17 protein-coding genes and 1 tRNA gene are annotated in these 21712 nt (G+C 68.7%); 3 read left to right on the forward strand and 15 right to left on the reverse strand.

The genetic code is table 11. The features are described 5' to 3' along the window. Positions 1–453: 453 nt before the first annotated feature. From MT347_RS05795 to MT347_RS05810, 4 genes are all read right to left on the reverse strand, one after another. On the reverse strand, positions 454–972 hold the full coding sequence (locus MT347_RS05795; RefSeq protein WP_243498961.1) for a hypothetical protein: 519 nt from the start codon (positions 970–972) through the stop codon (positions 454–456). Between the two features lie 1791 nt (positions 973–2763). Next, positions 2764–3723, reverse strand: a complete 960-nt coding sequence (locus tag MT347_RS05800) for a hypothetical protein (protein WP_243498963.1) — start codon at positions 3721–3723, stop codon at positions 2764–2766. 427 nt (positions 3724–4150) lie between these two features. Further along, a tRNA-Arg gene (locus MT347_RS05805) sits at positions 4151–4223 on the reverse strand. A 14-nt stretch (positions 4224–4237) separates the two neighbouring features. Beyond that, positions 4238–5026: an NRDE family protein gene (locus MT347_RS05810; protein ID WP_243498965.1), complete on the reverse strand. Its 789-nt coding sequence runs from the start codon at positions 5024–5026 to the stop codon at positions 4238–4240. A 75-nt stretch (positions 5027–5101) separates the two neighbouring features. On the opposite strand from MT347_RS05810, the gene coaBC reads away from it, so the two are divergent. Then, a complete protein-coding gene (coaBC, locus tag MT347_RS05815; protein ID WP_243498967.1) occupies positions 5102–6313 on the forward strand; it encodes a bifunctional phosphopantothenoylcysteine decarboxylase/phosphopantothenate--cysteine ligase CoaBC in 1212 nt (403 codons plus the stop codon). Between the two features lie 49 nt (positions 6314–6362). Here coaBC and MT347_RS05820 read toward each other — a convergent pair whose 3' ends face one another. The 9 genes from MT347_RS05820 to MT347_RS05860 form a co-directional block, all read right to left on the reverse strand. Further along, positions 6363–7028 (reverse strand): peroxiredoxin-like family protein, encoded by a 666-nt coding sequence (locus tag MT347_RS05820; protein ID WP_243498969.1) that lies wholly within the window; start codon positions 7026–7028, stop codon positions 6363–6365. 268 nt (positions 7029–7296) lie between these two features. Then, positions 7297–8601, reverse strand: coding sequence for a DUF2510 domain-containing protein (locus tag MT347_RS05825; RefSeq protein WP_243498971.1), 1305 nt, complete (start codon positions 8599–8601; stop codon positions 7297–7299). 73 nt (positions 8602–8674) lie between these two features. Beyond that, positions 8675–10093 carry a LamG domain-containing protein gene (locus tag MT347_RS05830; RefSeq protein ID WP_243498973.1) on the reverse strand — a complete coding sequence of 473 codons (1419 nt, stop codon included), beginning with the start codon at positions 10091–10093 and terminating at the stop codon, positions 8675–8677. A gap of 155 nt (positions 10094–10248) precedes the next feature. Beyond that, positions 10249–13722 carry an error-prone DNA polymerase gene (locus tag MT347_RS05835; protein WP_243498975.1) on the reverse strand — a complete coding sequence of 1158 codons (3474 nt, stop codon included), beginning with the start codon at positions 13720–13722 and terminating at the stop codon, positions 10249–10251. 51 nt (positions 13723–13773) lie between these two features. Then, positions 13774–15318, reverse strand: coding sequence for a DNA polymerase Y family protein (locus MT347_RS05840; protein WP_243498977.1), 1545 nt, complete (start codon positions 15316–15318; stop codon positions 13774–13776). Further along, positions 15318–16049, reverse strand: a complete 732-nt coding sequence (locus MT347_RS05845) for a hypothetical protein (protein ID WP_243498979.1) — start codon at positions 16047–16049, stop codon at positions 15318–15320. The genes MT347_RS05840 and MT347_RS05845 overlap by 1 nt, the downstream gene beginning before the upstream one ends. A 274-nt stretch (positions 16050–16323) precedes the next feature. Next, entirely contained in the window at positions 16324–16821 is a 498-nt protein-coding gene (locus tag MT347_RS05850; RefSeq protein WP_243498981.1) for an HNH endonuclease, read from the reverse strand. 338 nt (positions 16822–17159) lie between these two features. Beyond that, entirely contained in the window at positions 17160–17945 is a 786-nt protein-coding gene (locus MT347_RS05855) for a M23 family metallopeptidase (RefSeq protein ID WP_243498983.1), read from the reverse strand. Between the two features lie 382 nt (positions 17946–18327). After that, the gene (locus MT347_RS05860; protein WP_243498985.1) at positions 18328–19026 is read right to left on the reverse strand and encodes a metal-dependent transcriptional regulator; all 699 of its coding nucleotides are present in this window, start codon (positions 19024–19026) and stop codon (positions 18328–18330) included. 99 nt (positions 19027–19125) lie between these two features. Between MT347_RS05860 and serC the strand changes: the two genes are divergently transcribed. Beyond that, a complete protein-coding gene (gene serC, locus MT347_RS05865) occupies positions 19126–20247 on the forward strand; it encodes a phosphoserine transaminase (RefSeq protein ID WP_243499002.1) in 1122 nt (373 codons plus the stop codon). Positions 20248–20303: 56 nt separating this feature from the next. Here the strand turns inward: serC and MT347_RS05870 are convergent, their stop codons facing one another. Next, on the reverse strand, positions 20304–20957 hold the full coding sequence (locus tag MT347_RS05870; RefSeq protein WP_243499004.1) for a DUF3027 domain-containing protein: 654 nt from the start codon (positions 20955–20957) through the stop codon (positions 20304–20306). Then, positions 20941–21324: a cold-shock protein gene (locus MT347_RS05875; protein ID WP_243499077.1), complete on the reverse strand. Its 384-nt coding sequence runs from the start codon at positions 21322–21324 to the stop codon at positions 20941–20943. Before MT347_RS05875 ends, MT347_RS05870 begins: the two co-directional genes overlap by 17 nt. Positions 21325–21430: 106 nt before the next feature. Here MT347_RS05875 and MT347_RS05880 point away from each other — a divergent pair, with 106 nt between their 5' ends. Beyond that, entirely contained in the window at positions 21431–21712 is a 282-nt protein-coding gene (locus MT347_RS05880; protein WP_243499006.1) for a multidrug ABC transporter ATPase, read from the forward strand.

The raw sequence follows: 21712 nt of genomic DNA on the forward strand, positions 1-21712 counted from the left end.
CTTTGCCATGATGCGGGGCCTCCGGTGGTGTGTAGATCGGCGGCGGAAGGTGGTTGAGGTACAGCATGGCTTCGGGACGCGATCGAGGAGTGGATTACTCCACACAGTGCGCTGTCTGCCTCGTCGTCGACGGAGTGTCGAGAACAAGCTCATGTACGAGCGCCCTCAGATGCAGCTCCAGGATCGACCTCTCACGCCCGCGGAACGTGCGCGTGCGATGCGATTTTCCACTGACGCTTAACTCACGGCTGAGGCGAAGTAGATCGTCGACGACATGAAGAACGAGGGTCGAATCGGTAAGAACACGGAGCTCGGTGAAGTCCTCATCGCGGGGACCGCCGCTGCCGCTCTTGAGACGAAACTCTGACCGCACAGGCTTTCCTCGGTTCATTCTCCTCGGCACGGATCTGCGCCCCATATTCGGCGGGCACAATCAGAGCGGAGTTGCGGGTACTAAATTTCGATTCGATCCTCGCGTTTGAGGGCTTTTTTCGCTCTCCCGCGGATGTATTTGCCCTTCTGGAGGTCGCGAGTCCATACGGCCCCGTGAGTGTCCGAAAACTGGAGCCAAACCCCACGTACACCCATTCCGGCCGCCAGCACGAGCCCGCCGACGCGTGTGTGTCCGGGAGGGATGACATGCTCACCGTTTTCACCGCGCAACTGTGTCTTCCACAGCCGATCCCCGACGTAATCGACGACCAGCATCGCGTAGGGGATCGGCTGAGATCCCGCGTTGTAAACGTGCACGGTGGCCGCAGGTTTCCCTTCGATCGGCTCTATCCACGAGATGAGCTCGTTCGCCTGCCGAAGTCGTTCTCGTTGCCGCTCACGACGTAGTAGTTCGAGCCCCAGCAGCAGAGCGCCTACCGTGCCGATTGCCGCAAACCAATCCGCAGCGCTTCCCCACTGCCATGAGTCGTAACCGAAGAAAGCGGCGACACTGTCCCACCAACCAGCCCACCATTCCATGTGGCAGACACTAGATCATTGCGCGCGCAAGGGCCGAGAGTGTGCATCGCGGTTCGAGCGAATGGCCTGCTGCCGCTCGAGGGTGGGAGCCGTGGCGGCTCGGTGAAGTGAAACCTTTTCGTACTTCGCCGCCCTACGGCTGAAGCAGTGGGAGTTGAGCGCTCGCCCATCTCACGATCGACTCATGCCGTTCCCTGGGCGTTCTTATTGCTTGAGTCAACAGATTTCGTGTCCTCTGAACTGTGGCCGTCGCATTCCCATGACTGAACCACAGGAACAGCGGGTGGAGCGCAACCTGGAAATAATCGTTCATGCCGGGAGTCACGAACTCGCTTTTCACATGCACCGCTTGGTTGCGCAGATGAAAAATCTGCTTCAAATCGGTACGCGCGGCGCAAAGGTCCGCACTACTTAGCTGAAATGCCCGCCCCCAGGCCTCCGCGACCTTCTTGTGCTGGGGGGTCCGTTGGTCCTTACGTGGTTCAGGTGGCCGCACAGCCGGCTCGGTGTCTAGGAGTGATGCCGTGAACGCCTCGAGTGTGAATGCTGCCGCGGAAATTGCAGTCATGGCGTGACGCAGCTCGTCTACGAGGTCGGCATCGAACCTTTTCCTGTCGTCCGGCCCCGGGTTCGTGAACCGCGCTGCTGAGCTGCTCGCGGCGGACTCCTCGGCGAGTCTGAGCCACATAGGCCAAAGCTCGATCCGTACCTCCCAGCCATCGACAGTCAGTTCTCCGTTCGCAGTGCGTGTCATGCCTGTCATGCGAACCTGGCCTGGCAAGGGCATATGTAGGCCACGAAACGCGGGCGCTTCAGGGGTATCGGCCGGCACGCTGGAACGATACCGGCCAGACGGCGCGAAGGTGAGATCTCCCGTCAGACCCACCGCCTGAGAAGGACCTGGGTAGCGCCACCGTGGAGCGTCGTTGGCGAATCGGCCGCACATGCGACCCTACGAAGCGGTGGACGGCACCACGGGGAGACGCTCCGACGGTCTTTCGAGAATGTAACGCCGGCTCGCTGCTCTACCTCTTGAATGACGTCTGCTGTGTCCACATCGCCTCGCGCCCACAACGTGAGAACGAGCATAGCCTCACCAACCAATTCTTCGATTCCGGGGCGGGGACGCTGAACCATCACGAAGATCGCCATCAGCACGTCAAGGATTGGCTGTTCGTCTGGGGTCAGTCGGACGGTGAGTCCGTTGAGAGCTGTCGCGAACCGCGCTTGCGCAGCTCCCCGCGCACCGGGGTCGGCCTCGATGACTGCTCTGGACCCGCCTGCCTGGCGGTATTCGAGGAGAGCAGTGAGAGAGGCCATGAGCCACTGCCTGCGCTCCGCTGCAATTTGACTGCGCGTCACCCTGCGCCTATCCAGTTCGTCGCGAATCCAGGGCACAACACCGAGGCCACGAGGGAGGTCACGGCACCGACGATGACGCTAATGAGGCCGGTCGTTGCGCTATCCACGCCGTGACCGTAGCGGCCTTTCGGCACCGCAGGGCTTGCAGCCCCTGCTACTCAGGCTGGGGGGAGTGGCGGGGCAGCGGTGGAGGTCGTGCCCGCTCGCCGTGTTCGAGTCTGGCAAGTCATGAACGACCGTTCGTGGGAGACTCCGAAACGGCCCGCCCCCACCGGCGCATCCCGTCTCATAACTCGTGTCGGCAATCTCTCAAACAGAGGCGGCGTTCGCGTTGCGCTGTGCGCGTGGCCACGATCGGGTACGCGCGCGTCTCCGTACGCGAGCAGAACCCTGGTCGCGGGGTGTCGCGGCATCGGCGCCACGCCCGGCTCAGCCAGGATCTCGAGTCGCGCCGTATCGGCGCATGATCAAGTCGCGTACGAGAGTGCCTAACTCATTCGTCACCGCGGCGACGTCCTGATGGGTCGGAGCGTCATCGGCGTGCGTAAGCCGGCTTCTCATGTCATAGATCCGTCTGTAGAAGTCCGGGGCGGACTTACCGTCGTAGAGCCTGCCTGACAACGTGGACAGCAGGCGACGGTGTGCCAACCCAACACCCTCCCTCCTCACCAACCTGCCGAGAAGTGAATCTTTGACCGCTGGTTCGACATCCATCGTCTTGACCTTGGATCGCAGATCGTTGAGCGCTGCCAGTTCTTCGCCCTCGATCGGCCGTTGCTCAGCGAGTGCTTCCACGGCGTTGACGAGCGTGAGGAATCGTGAGTCCCCAGAGGGCATCAGGCCTGCAGCGGTCCAAAGGTCGAACGCCAGATCGGCTGCTTTGTCAGCTCGTGCGAACTCCATTGCGGGCGCGAACTCATCGGCCAGAGCCGAAGCACCTTTGACGGCAACGCCGGTCGCAGACCCACGCATAACGAGCCAGAACTCGTCGGACGGATGCACGACCACTCCCGGGTTCTCGTTCGTGATCACCGGGCGTGGGGGATGGGAGCCGTCCGCTTCCCACTGAGTGTCACCAGCGGCCTGCATGAGTGCCAGAGCCTCCTCTGACGACTGGCCCATGAATTTGCGTGCGTGGAAGTCAGCGGGGCTGTGAGTCTTGATGAGACTGATTCGGAGCGCGGCGAAGGCGCGTTCGCCCGCCTGCTGCGCTGCGTTGTATGTGTCGTACTCGGTACCGCGGAGAACGAAGTGAGTAGCTGTTCGCAGGGGGCCGTTCGCATCGATCCAGAGTTCTTCAGATCCATGCGTCATCAAGGTCAGTTGATCTTCGTCAACATCCCAACCGGACCCGATAAGGGCGAAGCGCACGAGGAACGAGTAACCCACATGTGCAAGCTACCGGTGAGGCCCCAAGATCCGGAGGTTCGTCGTGTTGCAAGCCCCGTGAGAGCAGTGTCCGAATGAGGATCGCTCACCGCGACAGGACGAAGCCTCCATCACGTCGCAGGCCACCCGCGTCATTCCTGGCGAGCGAGCCGTCCCGTATCGGCGTCCGATCGGACGTACCGGAAACGGCTCCCTGTCCGGTCACCCCGTACGCCCAAGCGCCAGGATGAACAATCCGCCACCGAGTCGGTCCCACCACCGCTGTCGCCGCCTCCGCGTACCCGACGGCCAGCCGCTCGACACCGCGAGTACGGCTCGGGCGCTCGTCGCCCGGAGACTGCGACACCTCGGCGCTGCCGCTCCGGACATGTGGCTCGCTTCCGGCCTGTACCCGGCGCGAACACCGCCCGACGCCGGCAAAAAAATGTGCCCCCGACAGGATTCGAACCTGCGACGCCCGCGTTAGGAGTGCGGCGCTCTATCCCCTGAGCTACGAAGGCGGGATGCCACCAGCCTACTGCGCGGGAGTCGACCCCTCGGATGCCGGATCGGCGGCGCCACGGGCCGTTGCATCGCCCATGCCGGGGATGCCATGACGCAGCCCCTCGATGAGCCCGTCGTCCCAGCGACCGGGCTCGGCGGGGGTCGCCTGACGCACGTCGACGCCGTCGGGGCCCACGGTCGCCACGCACAGCAGCAGCGACTCGAGCATATGACCGTCGTGCGCGTCTCGCCGCAACACCGACGCCGACGGGTCGATCGTCGCGTGCGCGACGACGTCGAGCCACGGCATCCACCAGTCGTCGCCGCGTCCGATGCCCGCGCGCCGGAAGTCGTCGAGCCATCGCCCGATCCGCGGGGTCGCCGGATCGTCGACCGCGTGGTGGGCGACCATGTGGGTGCCGGGCGCGATCCGTGTGCGGCGGGCCGCGAGGCCGTCCCACTCCACGAGGTGGGCTCCGTCGGCATCCACCTCGACGAGGTTGAATCCCCGCGTGCTCGGACGCTCCGGGATGCCGGCTCCCACCGCATCGAGCGGGATGCCGCCGCGGCTGACGACCTCGTCGTCGGAGCGAGAGGACAGGTCCTGCCGGTTGAGCAGCACGGCCAGCCGTCCGGCTTCGGCATCGACCGCGAGCCAGGCGCCGCCCGCGCGGTCGTCGCGGACGCCCAGGATGCCGGCGCGCTCCGGCCACCACGGCCCGAGGCCGCGCCATGGGCGGTCACGCTCCTCGTCGCGGACGGCGAGGAGCCGCACGGGCTTCCCCGCGGTCTCCGGAACGTCGATCACGACCGTGCACATTCCGTCCACGCTACCCGTGGGAGGTGTCGGTGGGGGCTCTCCCCGGCCGCCTCGTCGACCTGGAAGACTGGGCCCATGTTCGTCGTGGTGGGAGTGACCGGCGGCATCGCCGCGTACAAGACAGTCAGCCTCGTGCGGCTGCTCGTGAAGGCGGGACACGACGTGCACGTCATCCCCACCGAAGACGCCCTGCGCTTCGTCGGACTGCCGACGTGGGAAGCCCTCAGTCGCAACCCGGTCACGACGTCGGTGCACGACGACGTCGCGCGGGTGCGGCACGTCGCCCTGGGTCAGTCGGCCGATCTGGTCATCGTCGCCCCCGCCACCGCCAACACCCTCGCCGCGATGGCCGCGGGCCTGGCATCCGATCTGCTCGGCACGACGCTGCTCGCCACGACCGCGCCGGTGGTGGTCGCCCCGGCGATGCACACTGAGATGTGGCGGCATCCGGCGACCGCGCACAACATGCGGGTGCTCCGCGCCCGTGGGGTGCACGTGGTCGGCCCCGCCGACGGCGTGCTGACGGGCGGAGACTCGGGACCCGGACGCATGTCGGAACCCGAGGAGATCGTCGCCGCCGCCCTGGCCCTCGTCGAGCGTCCGCGCGACCTGGCGGGCCTGTCGATCGTCGTCAGCGCCGGTGGCACGCGGGAGCCGATCGATCCGGTGCGCTTCATCGGCAACCGCTCGAGCGGACGCCAGGGTGTCGCCATCGCGCGCGCCGCCGCCGACCGCGGCGCGGACGTCACGCTCGTCGCCGCACACCTCGACGCCGACGTCCGACCGGATCCGCGGGTCGAGGTGATCGCCGCGGGCACCGCCGACGACCTCGGAAGGACGATGGATGCCGTGGCCCCCGGCGCCGACGTGATCGTCATGGCCGCGGCCGTCGCCGACTACTCCGTCGCCGCGGTCGCCGACCACAAACTCCGCAAACAGGACTCCCCCGGCGGCCTGACCCTCGAGCTCGTCGAGAACCGTGACATCGTGGCGGGCTTGGTGGCTCGCCGCCGCGTCGGTCAGACCATCGTCGCTTTCGCCGCCGAGACGGTGGCCGACGACGAGGAACTGCGCGAGCGCGCCCGGGTGAAAGCGGCGCGAAAGGGCGTCGACCTGCTCGCGGCGAACGCGGTCGGCTGGGCCCAGGGTTTCGAGACCGTCGACAATGCCCTCACGATCGTCGGGCGCGACGGAGACGTCGTCGCCACGGCATCCGGGTCGAAGGACGACACCGCGCACGCCCTGCTCGATGTAATCGTCGCGGTGCGCCGGACGACGGCGAGCTGAGGGGCGCGCACCCTGCTGGTCCTCTGGGGGCGCACCCTCCTGGTCGGTCCTACGTTGCGGGGAGCCGGTCGAGAGCGGCGATGATCTCTTCGGACTCGGTGCGCGTGGTGTAGTCGACGTGCACGTCGGCGAAACGGACGACGCCCGTCTCGTCGATGACGTACGCGGACGGGAACGGCACCCGCGCGGTGTCGTCGGCGTTGCTGTCGGCCACGTCGAAGCCGAGATCCGTGTGCGCTGCACGCGCGGCGGCGCTGGGCTCGGTGACGATGCCGAACTTCTCCGCGAGGACGTTCCCGGGATCGGACAGCACCCGGAAATCAAGGGATCCGTTCGTCGTGCTCTGCGCCGACCCGTCGGGCGTCTGCGGCGACACGGCGATCAGCCCCACACCGCGCTCGCGCAGAGCCGGAACCAGCGTCTCCTGGTAGGAGCGCAGAGTGATGTTGCAGTACGGGCACCACGCGCCGCGGTAGAACACGACGACGGTCGCAGCCCCACCCCTCGCCGCCGAGAACGTCTTCGTCGTCCCGTCGACCTCGACGAGGACCGCGTCGGGGGCCGTATCGCCGATGCCGAGCGCCGCGTCGGGAACGCCGGCGCTGCGCAGATCGGTCTGCTCACCAGCGAAGACCCCGGCCAGGCGGTCCCCGATCTGCGCGTCGAAACCCGTGGTGAAGTCATCGATCTGCTGAGCGATGGACGGTGCGGACATGAGCGGCCTCCCCGGCGTCGTCGGCGTCTGGCGCCGGTTCCCGGAGCGTATGCGCGCCAGCGAGGGGCACGGCCGATCGCGTCACGCGGCGAGATACGGCGTCATCGGACGTCATCGGCACAGATGCCGTGCGCCGTGCGGCGTGCGCGGCGCGCCGTGCGCCGTGCGCCGTGCGCCACAGCCGGGCGCCACAGCCGACGCCGCAGCCGACCGGGCCGTCACCGCGGGGTCGCGACGGATGCGCCGCGCGACCCCGGGCGCTCCGACCTCAATACCCGTAGCTGTACTGCAACTCCTGGACCACCGCGAAGAGCTGCGTCAGCAGCACGACGACCCAGATGCTCGCGAGGATCCAGGTCAGCACGGTGACGCCGATGGCGGCCCACAGCGGGGCGAGCCCCTTCCCCGTCTGGCGGCGCACGATGACGCTGCGCCCGATGATGTAGACGATTCCGCTGCCGATCGCGAGCACGAAGAAGCTCCACGCCCAGTGGAAGGGTCGCTCGATCCCGCGAGCTCGGAGCTGACGCCAGTCGAGGAAGGCGAAAAGCACCGTGGCGGCCGACAGCACGAGACTCAGGATGGACGACACCGCCGTGAGCACCGTGCCGGCCATCGACGGAGTCGCGAGGGGGTCGGCGTACATGCTGCTGTACACCGATTCACGAATGAACGAGCCCCAGTCGAAGACGAAAAGGCTGAGCACGCCCACCAGGGGCAGCGCGACCAGGAGCCAGATCCACACCGTATTCGTGGGGATGTCGCGATGGAGAACGGCGCTGTGTCCGACCGCCGGGGCACCCGGGTACGCACCGAGTCCACCGGACGCGGTTCCCGGGTAGGCCGGGGCTCCGGACGTCGTCGAGGCCGGCACGCCGGGATACGCGGGGGCTGCCGGGAACCTCGGAGCGGGCGCGACGGGGTTGCTGGTCGACGACGCGGACGGCGCACCTGCCACCGCGGCATCGGCGGCGGCACCGGTGGTCGAGGCGGCACCGGCCGTCGGGGCGACATCGGCGGCGGGGGTGGCGGACGAGGCAGGGGGTCCCGACACGTCGACAGCCGCACGGTGCTCGGAGGCGCGCGTCGTGTCCGCGTCGACGGGCGGTGCGGCAGCCGGCTCAACGGCCGGGGTCGGGGCCGCGGGCGACTCGGCCGACCCGTAGGGCTCAGAGCGTGCGGGCGATTCGGCGTCCGCCGCCGGCTCCTCGCTGTGAGACGACGACGCACCCGGCGTCGACGGCGTGTCGAAGTCACCGGCGCCGTACGCCGCGGCGACCGAGGGCGAGGCGTCGTGCTCGTCAACCGAGGCACCCGGCGTCGACGGGGTGAGCAGAGCACCGCCGTCGTGCGCCTCGGCCGCACGGTCGCCCTCGTAGGCGGCGGTGGGGTCGGAGGCGAGTGCCGGAGACTCGGCGCTGTCGGCGTCGTTGTGCTCGTGCGCGGCGGTCGGGCCGCTGCCGTCGACGGGGCGCACCTCGTCGGTCCACGTCGTGCCGTCCCAACGGCGGAGGCCGCCACCGCCCGCAGGGTCGGGGTACCAGCCGTCGGGCGGAGTGGGTGTGTCGGTCATGTCGTTCCCCTGTCTGGTGCGGAACCGGCGAGATGGCCCGAGTCTAACGAGGGCAGGGGCCTCGACCCGATCGTCAGGGCGCTGGAGGTCGTTCGCTCTCGTACAGGGCACGGACCTGTGCGGCGGTGAGCGCTCGGTCCCACACCCGGACGCGAGCGAACGTCCCCTCGGCATAGTTGCCGAGGGTCGACGCCATCTGCACGGCGCCGACGGTGAACTCGGCGGGGTTCGGGTTCAACCCGTCGGGATAGGGGTAGGGGTTCTTGACATAGGTGTTGCCGAACTTGTCCTTGATGGGTCCGTATGGCACGGCCGTGCCGTCGAGGTAGGACACCGCCTGCTGACCGTCGTAGGTGCCGACGTGCAGCTGCCAAACATGACGCGTGAAGGTCTGCCCGGACGCGGAGTAGTCGAGGGAGAACGGCTGGCCGGGTGTGGGGCCTCCCGTGCGTGACACGTGGAAGTTACCGCGCTCGTCGCCGCCGTAGGTGGAGAGGTCGTAGAAGAGTCCGTACGACCTTCGAGGGTCGGCCTTCGCCTCCGACCACATGCCCGCGACGAAACCGGCGTTGTCGTCGGTCATCAGCACCCACGACGCGACGGTGACCGTTCCGCTCCCGGCTCCGACGTTGAGTCGCCCGACCGCGTCCCGATGAAGTCGCAGAAAGCTCTTGCCGGGCAGGGTGACCCCCCGGCCGAACGGCGTGGCGACCGTCGTCGCACGCACGGAGCCCGCTTGCTGAAGCGGGAGGTCTCCGACGGTCGTGCGGAACGGCGGTGCGGCCTCGTCGAACCTCCACTCGGCAATCGGAGGGGGAATGTCGACGGGACCGGGCGTCGGGGTCGGGGTCGGGGGCGGGCTCGGCGTGGGCGTCGGGGTCGAGGTCGGCGTCGGGGTCGAGGTCGGCGTCGGGGTCGAGGTCGGCGTGGGCGTAGGGGTCGAGGTCGGCGTCGGGGTGGGCGTCGGAACCGGCGTCGGGCTCGGGGTCGAGGCGTCGGAGATGACGGTGAGAGCGTCCAACGTCACGTTCGTGTTCTGGGCCGCAGCGGACTTCTGGCCGGTCACGGTCACCGTCAGCGTGTGGGGGCCCAGAGCGAGGCCACTCCGCTCCCACAGGATCGTGTTGAACACGTTCGTCGGCGCGTAGGCGTCGACACGCGCCAGAAGGACGCCGTCCACGCGGATCTCGCTGATTCCGCTCAGGGGCGTCCGGCGTCCGTGGATGCGGATACCCGTGCCGACGAAAGCGTGCGAGAACGATGCGGTGGCGGCGTTCGCGTACTGGACGGAGCCGTTGAAGTCGGCGCGGTTCGACGTCGTGCGCCACGAGCCGCTGTATGCGACGGCCGCGTCGAGCCCGTCGATGGTTCGTGTGGTGGACGAGGAGATTTCCGCGAATGACGGGCTGCTGGCAACCGAGACCGGGGCGACGACCGCGATCGCGGCGAGCACGGCGATGACGCGTGAGCGCCACTTCTTCGGCAGTGACATCTGGCGGCTCCTTCGACGCGAGACGGATGCGGCCGCAGAAGACGAGAGGCGCCCCCGCGGCCTGCCGCCATCTTGCCGCACGCCCTTCGCTCGAATCGAGGGGCGGGTGTCGGAGTTGCGCACACCGGCCGGACGTTGCGTCATACCGTCGATCCTCACCGGAAATCCCGTGACGCATGGGCGACTCCGACGCGCAGGTCGGTGAAAGCGTCGGCGACCACGTTGGTCACGCCCTCCACCGAACGTTCGAGCATGCCGCGCACGATCAGAGCGGGCGACTCTCGTGCGACCCGGCGATATCTGTTCCACACCCCCACCGAGCAGATGATGTTCATGAGTCCGTGCTCGTCTTCGAGATTGAGGAACGTGATGCCCGATGCCGTGGCCGGCCGCTGGCGATGGGTGACGAGTCCTGCCACCTCCACGCGCCTATCGGTCTCGAACGTGCGGAGCTCCCGCGAGGTGATCACGCCGCGCGCGTCGAGCGCGGATCGGAAGTGGGTGAGCGGGTGGTCGTCGGCCGAGAGACCCGTCGCCCAGAGATCGGATGCGAGGATCTCATAGCTCGACGGATCGGTGAATAACGGCGGCTGCACGGCGACGAGCGAATCGGGAAGGAACTCGGGGCGGTCCAGTGCCGCCGAGCCCGACATCCATATCGCCTCGCGTCGCGTGTGACCGAGACACTCGAAGGCCCCCGCTGTCGCCAGCGCTTCGAGCTGCGCCGTGATCAGTCCGGTGCGACGCACGAGGTCGCGAAGATCGCGATACGCGCCGCCGCGCTCGCGTTCGGCGACGATGCGCTCGGCCACTTTCGTACCGATGCCGGTGACCCCGGCCAGCCCGAGCCGCACGACGAATCCACCGTCGCGGCGATGCGCCAGGGTCTCGTCGGGCTCCGTCGGGTCGAAGTCGCCGGTCGGCGGCTGCTGCGCGTCCGCGCACGCGTCGAGCCCGGTCGGCGCCCCCTTGCCTCGTCGCTGCTCCGCTGCGGGCGTGGCTTCGCCGGCATCCGCCCGTCCCCCTTCGGGTGCCGTCGTGTCGACCATCTCGAGCGTGGCCTCGACCCCCGACCGCAACAGGTCGGGCCGGCGCACCACCACGCCGTGCCGCCGAGCGTCGGCGGTGAGGGTCGCGGGCGAGTAGAAGCCCATGGGTTGAGCCCGCAGCAGGCCGGCGAGGAACGCCGCGGGATAGTGCAGCTTGATCCAGGAACTCGCGTAGACGAGCAGAGCGAACGACAGCGAGTGCGACTCGGCGAACCCGAAGTTCGCGAACGCCTGGATCTTGGCGTACAGGTCGTCGGCGACCTGTCCGACGAGACCGTTCTCGGCCATGCCGGCGTACAGCGTCTCGCGCAGCGAATCGATGCGCTCCAAGCCCCGCTTGGATCCCATGGCACGCCGCAGCAGGTCGGCGTCTTCGGCGGAGCAGTTGCCGATGGCGACGGCCATCTGCATGAGCTGCTCCTGGAACACCGGCACCCCCATCGTGCGTTCCAGCACCGGCTCGAGCTTGGGGTGCACGTAGGTGACCTTCTCTTGGCCGAGCTTGCGCCGGACGAAGGGATGCACCGCGCCACCCTGGATGGGCCCGGGGCGGATGAGGGCGATCTGCACGACCAGGTCGTAGAACTTCCGCGGCTGTAGACGTGGGAGAAGCCCCATCTGCGCCCGCGACTCCACCTGGAACACCCCGATCGAATCGGCGCGGCAGAGCATGTCGTACACGGCCTTCTCTTCTTTGGGGAGAGTCGACAGCTCCCACTCCTCGCCCGTGGCATCTCGGATCAGGTCGAAGCAGTACTGCAGCGCGGCCAGCATGCCGAGCCCCAGCAGATCGAACTTCACCAGCCCCATCCACGCGGCGTCGTCTTTGTCCCACTGGATCACCGTGCGGTTCTCCATCCGCGCGTGCTCGATGGGCACGACCTCCCCCACCGGGCGATCGGTGAGCACCATGCCCCCGGAGTGGATGCCGAGGTGTCGCGGCGCCTTCAACAGCTCGGACGCGAACTCGATGACCTGATCGGGGATGTCGTGATCGGCCCCGGTCTCCAGCGTCGCCCCCCACCGTTCGACCTGCTTCGACCAGGCGTCTTGTTGACCGGGTGAGTGCCCGAGTGCCCGGGCCATGTCGCGCACGGCGTTCTTGGGGCGGTACTGGATGACGTTCGCCACCTGCGCCGCACGCTCCCTGCCGTATTCGCCGTAGACCCACTGGATGATCTCTTCGCGGCGGTCGGAATCGAAGTCGACGTCGATATCGGGCTCCTCATCGCGCAGGCTCGACAGGAACCGCTCGAACGGCAGCTTGTAGAAGATCGAGTCGACCGCGGTGATGTCGAGCAGGAAGCAGACCGCGCTGTTGGCGGCCGACCCGCGCCCCTGGCACAGGATGCCGCGACGCCGCGCCTCGGCGACGATGCCGTAGACGATGAGGAAGTACCCCGGGAAGTCCTTCATCTCGATGACGCCGAGCTCCCGCTCGATCCGGCGCCGGTCGTCGTCGGAGAGATTCGGGTACTTGCGGGGCACGGCCTCCCACACCAGGTGCCGCAACCACGACATGGGCGTGTGCCCCTCGGGAACCTTCTGTTTCGGAAGCGCGGGCTTGGCTCGACGCAACGGGAAGGCGATCTCGTCGGCGAGCGTCACGGTGCGCGCGACCGCCCCCGGGTAACGAGCGAACCGTGTCGCCATCTCGATACCCGATCGCAGGTGCGCGCCGGCGTGGGCGGGCAGCCACCCGTCGAGTTCGTCGAGACCCCGGTTCGCCCGCACCGCGGCCACAGCGGCGGCGAGCAGTTCCTTCTGCGGAGCCGCGTAGTGCACGTTGTTGGTGGCGAGGGTCGGCAGCCCCCGTTCGGCGGCGAGCGCCGCCAGCACGTCGTTGCGACGGGAGTCGAGCGGGTCGCCCTGGTCCATCAGTTCGACGTACACGGCCTCGGTGCCGAACAGATCGACGAGGGTGTCGAGCTCTCGAGCAGCTCCCCCCGGCCCCTCGGATGCCAGCGCCTGCCGCACCGCCCCCTTTCGGCATCCGGTGAGCACCGCCCAGTGCGGATCCCGGGGACCGCCGGCCCGTTCGGCGAGGTCTGCGAGGTCGTAGACGGGGCGCCCCTTCTCGGCGCCGGTGAGCTGCGCGTGGGTGATCGCGGCGGCGAGACGGTGATAGCCCTCTTCTCGTCGGGCGAGCACGAGCAGATGCGATCCCTCGGGATCCGCCTCGCCGTTCTGCGGGCTGGTGAGCCCCAGTGACAACTCCGCACCGAACACGGTCTTCACCGTGCGGGCCTCGGCCGCTTCGGCGAAGCGCACGATGCCGTAGAAACCGTCGTGGTCCGTGAGCGCGAGGGCATGCAGGCCCAGGCGCTCGGCCTCTTCGACGAGCTCCTCGGGCGAGGAGGCCCCGTCGAGGAACGAGTACGACGAATGCGTGTGCAGTTCGGCATAGGGGACCGTGTCGGCCGGTCGCTCGATCGACGGCGGTACGTAGGCACCGCGCTTGTGCGACCAGGCGGGGCTGTCGCCGCCATCACCGTTGGGCGGTGCTCCGGTCGGTCGGCGGGCGTCGCTCAGCAGTCGTTCGAGCTCGGACCACTTCACCGGTGGGTTGGCCCATCCCATCAGCGCGCCCCCGCCCCGTCGAGCGAGACCGTGCGGCGCATGCCCGAGTGCTCAGTCATACCGTCCCTCCGCCCGCCACTCGCCCTCTTCGACCAGCAGCAGCCATGCGCCGCCCTCGGCATCGATCACCTGGAATCGGTGCGCCCGGCGTGCCCGCAGCGGGTCCCATCCGCGCTCGCTGATCGGCCAGGGGCCCGCCCATTCACGGATACGGCGACGCTGGCCAGCCGTCTCGAGCATCGCGGGAGGCGCGCTCAGCACATCGCGCGCGCCCACCGTGACGGGGGCGCCGGCGATGTCGGTCACGCCCACCACGCGAGGTTCGGGATAGACGGTGGCAGGCAGGGGGTCGGGGAGGCTGCCGGGCCACGGCCGCGCGCGGTCCTTCGCTGTGACGGCTCGATCGCCCCACGGCACGTTCACCTGTCGCTCGGCGAGCCATCGCCCGCCGCCGACGACAGGCGTCACCACGGCGCGATGACCCAGCATGGCCTGCACGCGCGACAATGCGTGATGCACGCGTTCATCGGGACCGGCGCCGAAGAGTCCCCTGGCGTGATGGGCTGCGGCGTCGACGGCTTCGGGTTCGATGCGCACACCGGCGACACCGCTGCCGAAGATTCCCTGCGCGTCTTCGGCGAGCTGCCAGCGCACCCGGTCGACCACGGCGCCGGCGTCGAACGACCCCGGATGCAGCCAGACGCGTTCGCTGCGCTCGGCCCGTTCGCCCGTGAGGACGACGCGCAGTTCGGTGCAGACGAGGTCGTGCGCACCCAATCGAGTGATGAACTCCTCTGCCGCCACGCGTACCCCGAAGGCGATCTGATCGGCGAGTTCGAGCGGGGGTTCGAAGGCCACGTCGCGGTGCAACTCGGGCGGAGGCGTGCGCGGCTGCACCTGTTGCGAGTCGAGCCCTCCCGACAGGGCGTGCAGTCGCACCCCCCGGGGGCCGAAACGCTCGCGCACCCGCTCGACCGGGAGCGCAGCCAGATCGCCCAACGTGTGCACGCCGAGGCGTGAGAGCAGGCTCCCGAACTCGTCGTCGTCGAGTGTGGCCACCGACAGGGGCGCCAGAAAGGCGCCGGCCTCCCCCGGCTCCACGATGCGCACGGGATCGTCGATGCGCGCCGACCGCGCCGCCTGCTCGGCGGTGAAGACCCCATCGGCGACACTCGCCCGTACGTCACCGAATCCCTCGTCGTCGAGCCTGCGGATGAGCATGCGCGCGGCCTCGAGCTCTCCCCCGTAGTACCGGGCGGGACCCCGCGCTTTGAGCGCGCACAGTCCCGGTCGCACCACCTGCACGCCGGGAGCGTGCTCTTCGACGCGTGCGAGGACGGGGGCGAAAGCCCGCGCATCGCGCACGGGATCGGCGGGCACGACCTGCAGCGCCGGGCATAGCGCCTGCGCATCTCGACGCTTCTGACCGCGACGCACGCCCTGCGCCCGGGCGGCCCACGAGCAGGCCACGACGATGTTGTTGGCGAAGACCGCCACCGCGGCATCCGGTCGAGGAGGGGTGACGGCCTCGTTCGCGAACGCCGTGATCGGCCAGTCGGGGAACCACAGCACGAGACTGCGGGTGGGTGCCTGCATCAACTCACCGCCCGTACGGGGTAAACCGGCACCGGGTAGATATCGCGTTCACGCGGCACGAGACGCTCGGCGGGTGCACCCAGCAGCTCGATCGACCCGTCTGCGGCCGGCAAAAGCATGCGCGCACGTCGGGCGTTCGGCGAGCGCCGACTGCTGACCGAGACCGTCAGTTCACGACCGGCGAGGTACCCGTGCCCTTGCCCGAGCCCCGACCACTGCGGGTCGGCGACGTCGATGACGGCTTCGGCCTGCGGCCACGCGCCCTGCACGAGCAGAACCGATCCACGGTCGCGCAGACGTGCAGCGAGACGCGTGGTCTCGGCTCCCCCGCGTGCCGCCGTGGAGCCCATCGGCGGGCGGACGGCCACGACCGGCAGCACCTCGGTGATCGTCGCTGTCACCGCGAGCCATCGCGGTCCCGGATCGGGGATGAAGACGAGCCGGTCGAGGTCGAGACCGTACTTCTCGGCTGCTTCGGCCCCCAGTTCGGGCATGCCGATCACCCCGCACCATGCGCCGTCTTGCGAGGGCCGCGCCATGAGGGCCAGCAGCAGCGACGCGGAGCGTGCAAGGGCGTAGGCCGAGCCGGAGCGAAGCCCTCCGCCCGGGAGCAGCGACGAGAAGGCCGGATGCGTCGGCAGCACGGCGGCGTCCATCCGACGCCCCTGCATACGCTCGAGGCGATCGCGCAGCGCATGGATGTCGGGTACGGCCTGTACCTGGTCTCGCATGATCGCCCTCACTCCCACAGGTTAGAACATGTGTTCTATTCCCTCAATCCCTGTGGGTCGAAGATACGATCGACCTCCGACATCGCGATGCGCGCACCCGACGAGCAGCACGACGCACCTCACTGCACGACGTCGAGCCCGCAGATCGCTCTTCCTTACGCCAGGCCGAAGGCCCGCCGGGTCGACGGCCCGCCAGGTCGACGGCCCGCCAGGTCGACGGGCCGACGGGCCGCCAGGTCGACGGGCCGAGCCGACCCGGACCCGACGGCCGCCGTCAGGCCGCGAGAGCCAGGTACGGCTCCCACCGCGGGTCGCTCTTGTCGACCCCGCGCACCGTCCACGACGAGCCGTGCGGCGGGGCGGGCACGAGTCGCAGCTCCCACCGCATCTCCTGCGGCGTGCGATCGCCCTTGATGTTGTTGCAGGCGAGGCAGCAGGCCACGAGGTTCTCCCACGTGTCCTTCCCCCCGCGTGATCGCGGCAGCACGTGATCGATCGTCGTCGCCGCCTTTCCGCAGTATCCGCAGCGGTGACCGTCCCGGCGGAGCACGCCGCGGCGGGTCACCGGCACCCGACGCGCACCCGGCACCCGTACGTAGCGGGTCAGGATGATCACCGCCGGGCGATCGTACGTGCCGGCGGCGGCCCAGACGGGGTCCTCCTCGATGCGTTCGACGACGACGGCCTTCTCGTTCATCACGAGCACGAGCGCCCGCTTGAACGACACGACGGCGAGGGGCTCGTAGCCCGCGTTGAGCACCAGTGTGCGCATGTACGTCTCCTCTCGAATGGCCGAGACGGCTTCTCGGATGTTCGACTCGCGGCGACGGCAGGCGCGAAGGGGGTATGAAAAAGGCGCTGTCTAGGCAGACAGCGCCTTCGAATCCACGGCGAGGCCGCGGCATCCGAACTCACGATGCCGAAGAACGAGCAGCCCGAGCGCATCCATGGTGCGGATGCGCGGACTGGCGTTCATCGGCGTTCCCTCCGGTTCTTCCGACGTCGTTGACAGGCTAACCCACGACGACACGCCCGGGGTCGGGCGGGAGGGCGAACAGAAGACGGCGTGTCGGAGAACGATGTCCTCCGGCACGCCGTCTGAAAAGGGGATCAGCCCGCGTTCTGCTGCAGCCAGGCGTAGGGGTCGACGACCGAACCGTTGATGTGCACTTCGAAGTGCAGGTGGTTGGCGGTCGAGCTGCCGGTCGAGCCGACGAGGCCGATGAGCTGGCCCGCGGCGACGGTCTGTCCCGCCTGCACCACTCGGCTGCCGTAGGTCATGTGACCGTAGGTGGTCGACACCTTCTGGCCGTTGATGACGTGCTCGAGGACGATCGCGACGCCGTACCCGCCGTAGCTCTCCTGCGAGATGCTCACGACACCCGCGGCGGCGGCGAAGATCGGCTGACCACCGGGGGCGAGAAGGTCCACACCCTGGTGATAACCGGAATCCCACAGTCCACGGCCGAGGACGTAGCTGGTCAGGGGCCAGCGCACCTCGCCCGAGCCGGGCGCGGTCATGGTGAGGTCGACCGACGAGACGGAGGTGCTGGCGGTGGATGCCGCCTGGCGTGCGCGCTCCGCGGCGGCAGCCGCAGCGACGGCGGCGGCTTCTTCGTCCTTCTTCTTCTTGATCTCGTCCGCGGTGGTGGCGGAGTAGCTGCTGCGGTCGAGCGTCTCGGCAGTGGCGTCGGATGCGACGACCAGCGACTGGTTGTCGGCGGCCGACATCTGCTGCAGCGTCATGGTCTCGGCGGCGGGCATGGTGGCCGCATAGGCCGGGATGGCAACCGTGGCCACGAGACCCGCCACCATCGACAGGATGACGGCGCTGCGCAACGGCTTGCCGAAACGACGAGGCGAGGACGGGCGGGGTGCGGGGATGGAGCGCGCCACCGGCGCGGCCGTAGCGCGGGCGACCGGGACGGCCGCGATGCGAGGGGGGCGGTTCGTCGTTCGGGCGACGGCCGCGCGCGCGCTCTTTCGGGTGGGACCCGTCGCGGGAACCTCGGGTAGGCCCGCAGCGGGATCGTTGTGTTCAGCCAAAGTTCCTCCGGCGCCTCTGCGTCTTCGGGGACGCTGGCTCGTCAGCACTCGATGATGGGGGCACGATGTGCGGGTTCGACCCTCTGCAGACGACGAGCCGGTGAGGCAAAATGCGAGGGGTCCGACGGCGGGCTTCCAGCCTGTGGACCCTCTGAGGCTACCTGAAGATAACGAACAAGTCACGCTTCGGTCAGGCCCCCCAGTGAAGTCCCGGGTGAGATCGAGCCCGCGCTCAGTCCTCGGCGACGAGGAAGATGTGCGACGCCACTTCGACGGGCAACTCGAGACCCTCGTCGACGCCGTCCATCTGCACCAGGACGTAGCCCTCGTTGAAGCGGTAGTCGCCCCGCTTGCCGGGCAGCACGCCGGCGGCCTTCAGCTGCTGCAGCAGCTCGGGGTCGACCTGCGCGGGCTCGGCCAGGCGCCGGATCGTGCCGGTGATAGGTCCACCCGCGCCGGTCAGCTTTCGCACCAGACCCACCACACCGTCGTCGAAGGTGGCGCTGGCGGCGTCGCCGAGCTGGTCGAGACCGGGGATGGGGTTGCCGTACGGCGACTCCGTGGGGTGGCCGAGCAGTTCGACCAGACGCCGCTCGACCTGCTCGCTCATGACGTGCTCCCAGCGACAGGCCTCGTCGTGCACGTAGGCCCAGTCGAGTCCGATGACATCGCTGAGGAGACGCTCGGCGAGACGATGCTTGCGCATGACGTCGACGGCCTTCTGCCGGCCGGCGTCGGTGAGCTCGAGCCGGCGGTCCTCCGAGACGACGACGAGACCGTCGCGCTCCATACGGCCCACCGTCTGGGAGACCGTGGGTCCGGAGTGGCCCAGACGCTCGGAGATGCGCGCGCGCAGCGGCACGATCTTCTCCTCTTCGAGTTCGAGGATCGTGCGCAGATACATCTCGGTGGTGTCGATCAAGTCGGTCATTCAGGTGTCCTCGATGTCGCGCGGCAAGTCCTCCCAGCCTACCGACCCCCTCGGACATGAGCGCGGGGCGGTCGGGACGAGGACCCTAGAATCGGTCCCATGCCGCACGTGGAACTCCCCACCGATCTCCTGCCCGCCGACGGCCGCTTCGGGTGCGGCCCCTCGAAGGTGCGCGGTGCGCAGCTCGAGGCCCTCGTCACCCGCGGGGCGTCGATTCTCGGAACCTCGCACCGACAGGCGCCGGTGAAGAACCTCGTCGCCAGCACCCGCGAGCGTCTGTCGCAGCTGTTCCGCCTACCGGACGGCTACGAGATCATCTTGGGCAACGGCGGATCGACCGCCTTCTGGGATGCCGCGGCCTTCGGACTCATCGAGAACCGCAGCCAGAACCTCGTCTTCGGTGAGTTCGGCGGCAAGTTCGCCGCCGCCGCCGCCGCCCCGTGGCTGCAGGCTCCCGACGTGCGCAAGGCCGAGCCGGGCACCCGCACGATGGCTGAGGCCGTCGACGGCATCGATGTCTACGCCTGGCCGCACAACGAGACCTCGACCGGCGTCTCCGCCCCCGTCGAGCGCGTCCGCGCGGATGCCGGTGCGCTCACCGTCATCGACGCCACGAGCGCCGCGGGCGGAATCGACTTCGACGTGACGCAGGCCGACGTGTACTACTTCGCGCCGCAGAAGAACCTCGGCTCCGACGGCGGGCTCTGGTACGCCGCGGTGTCGCCGGCCGCCATCGAGCGCATCGAGCGCATCGCGGCATCCGATCGCTACATCCCCGAGTTCCTCAGCCTGAAGAACGCCGTCGACAACTCCCGCCTCGAGCAGACGCTGAACACCCCGGCGCTGTCGACCCTGCTCCTGCTCGACGAGCAGCTCGGGTGGATCCTCGACAACGGCGGCCTGTCGTGGGCCGGCGCGCGCACGGCCGAGTCGTCGTCCGCGCTGTACGACTGGGCCGACGCCAGCGCCGTCGCGACCCCCTTCGTCGCCGATCCGGCCGACCGCTCCCCCGTGGTGGTCACCATCGACTTCGACGAGAGCATCGACGCGGCCGCGATCGCCAAGAGCCTCCGCGCGAACGGCATCGTCGACACCGAGCCCTACCGCAAGCTCGGGCGCAACCAGCTGCGCGTCGCGACGTTCGTCTCGATCGAGCCGGCCGACGTCCGCCGTCTCATCGGCGCGATCGACTACACGATCGAACACCTCCCCGGCGCCTGACGCCCGACACGACGAAGGCCGTCCCGCATCGAGCGGGACGGCCTTAGTCGTTCGTGTCAGTAGCTACGGTCGCCTTCGTCGTGATCGTCGTCGTCGAGGTCGGACTCATCGCCCTCGGCATCCCCGTCCACGTCGTCATCGGCGTCGTCGTCATCATCCGCGTCGTCGTCCGCATCGTCGTCGTCACCCTCGTCGTCCGCGTCGGAGTGGTCGGCGTCGAGCTCGTCGATGTCGACGCCGTCGAGATCGCCGGCATGGAAGCGAGCCTTGGGTTCGTCGTCGTCATCCGACTCGTCGGAGTCGTCGTCGTCGAGGTCGTCGTCGGAGTCGTCGTCGTCGTCGTCGAGGTCGTCGTCTTCATCGATGTCGACGACGGCCGCAGCCACCTGCGCCGCCTGATAGTCGGCCAGGCGAGTCGCCCACGGCACCCAGTCAGGCGCCAGGAGGGCACCGTCTCCGGGCAGCAGTTCGATCTCGAGCACCGTCGGCTCGGAGTCCTCGACGACGGCAAGGCTCACCGTCCAGTACCAGCCCGGGTATCCCGACAGGCGGGTGTGGAAACGCAAGGAGACGGCGCCGTCGTCTTCGGCCGCGTACCCGGCCGCGGGGCCGACGGTGTCGGCGGGCGTGATCTCATTCAGGGCGGCGAGCGCCAGGTCGTGGGCGCCGGTCAAGCGCTCATCGACGGCCTGCTCAGGCTTCGAAGTCATCAGCGACCTTGCGCAGCACGGCCGCGATCTTCTGCGCGTGCGGACCGCTGGGGTAGCGGCCGCGGCGCAGGTCGCCGCCGATGCCGTCGAGGAGCTTCACGAGGTCTTCGACGATGATCGCCATGTCGTCCGCGGGCTTGCGAGAGCGCTTCGACAGGCTCACCGGCGCGTCGAGCACGCGCACGGACAGAGCCTGCAGACCCCGCTTGCCGTCGGCGACACCGAACTCCAGTCGTGTCCCGGCCTTGGGTCCGGGGGTTCCGGCGGGCAGAGCCGTGGCGTGCAGGAACACGTCCTGGCCGTCATCGGTGCTGATGAAGCCGAAGCCCTTCTCGTCGTCGTAGAACCTGACCTTGCCGGTGGGCATGGACACCTCGCTGAGTATGTGCGCGATCGCGCAGCGGAACGTAGGACCCGATCGGATCCCGGTCTTCCAGCCTACGGCACCACCGCCAGGCGGTAGGCTGAGCCCGATGAGCACCCGCACCTCCGGCAGCAGCACGCCGGGCGACGACGTTCCGGTCCGCCGCATCGACCGCATCCTGGCGTTCATGTCGCTCGGGCTGCTCGTGCTGGCTCTCGTGTGCTTCTTCTCCATCATCATCGGCTCGACGGCGAACGCCGACATGACCTCGGGCGTCTGGCCCGTCGTGAGTCTGCTGGTCCTCGTCACGCCTCCCGTGGCGTTCGGATGCCTGCTGGCCGTGCTCATCATGAGCTTCGTTCGAAGGGCGCGGGCCAACAAGGCTCGCTGA

This window comes from Microbacterium sp. VKM Ac-2923 (assembly GCF_022815605.1).
Classification (GTDB): Bacteria; Actinomycetota; Actinomycetes; order Actinomycetales; family Microbacteriaceae; genus Microbacterium.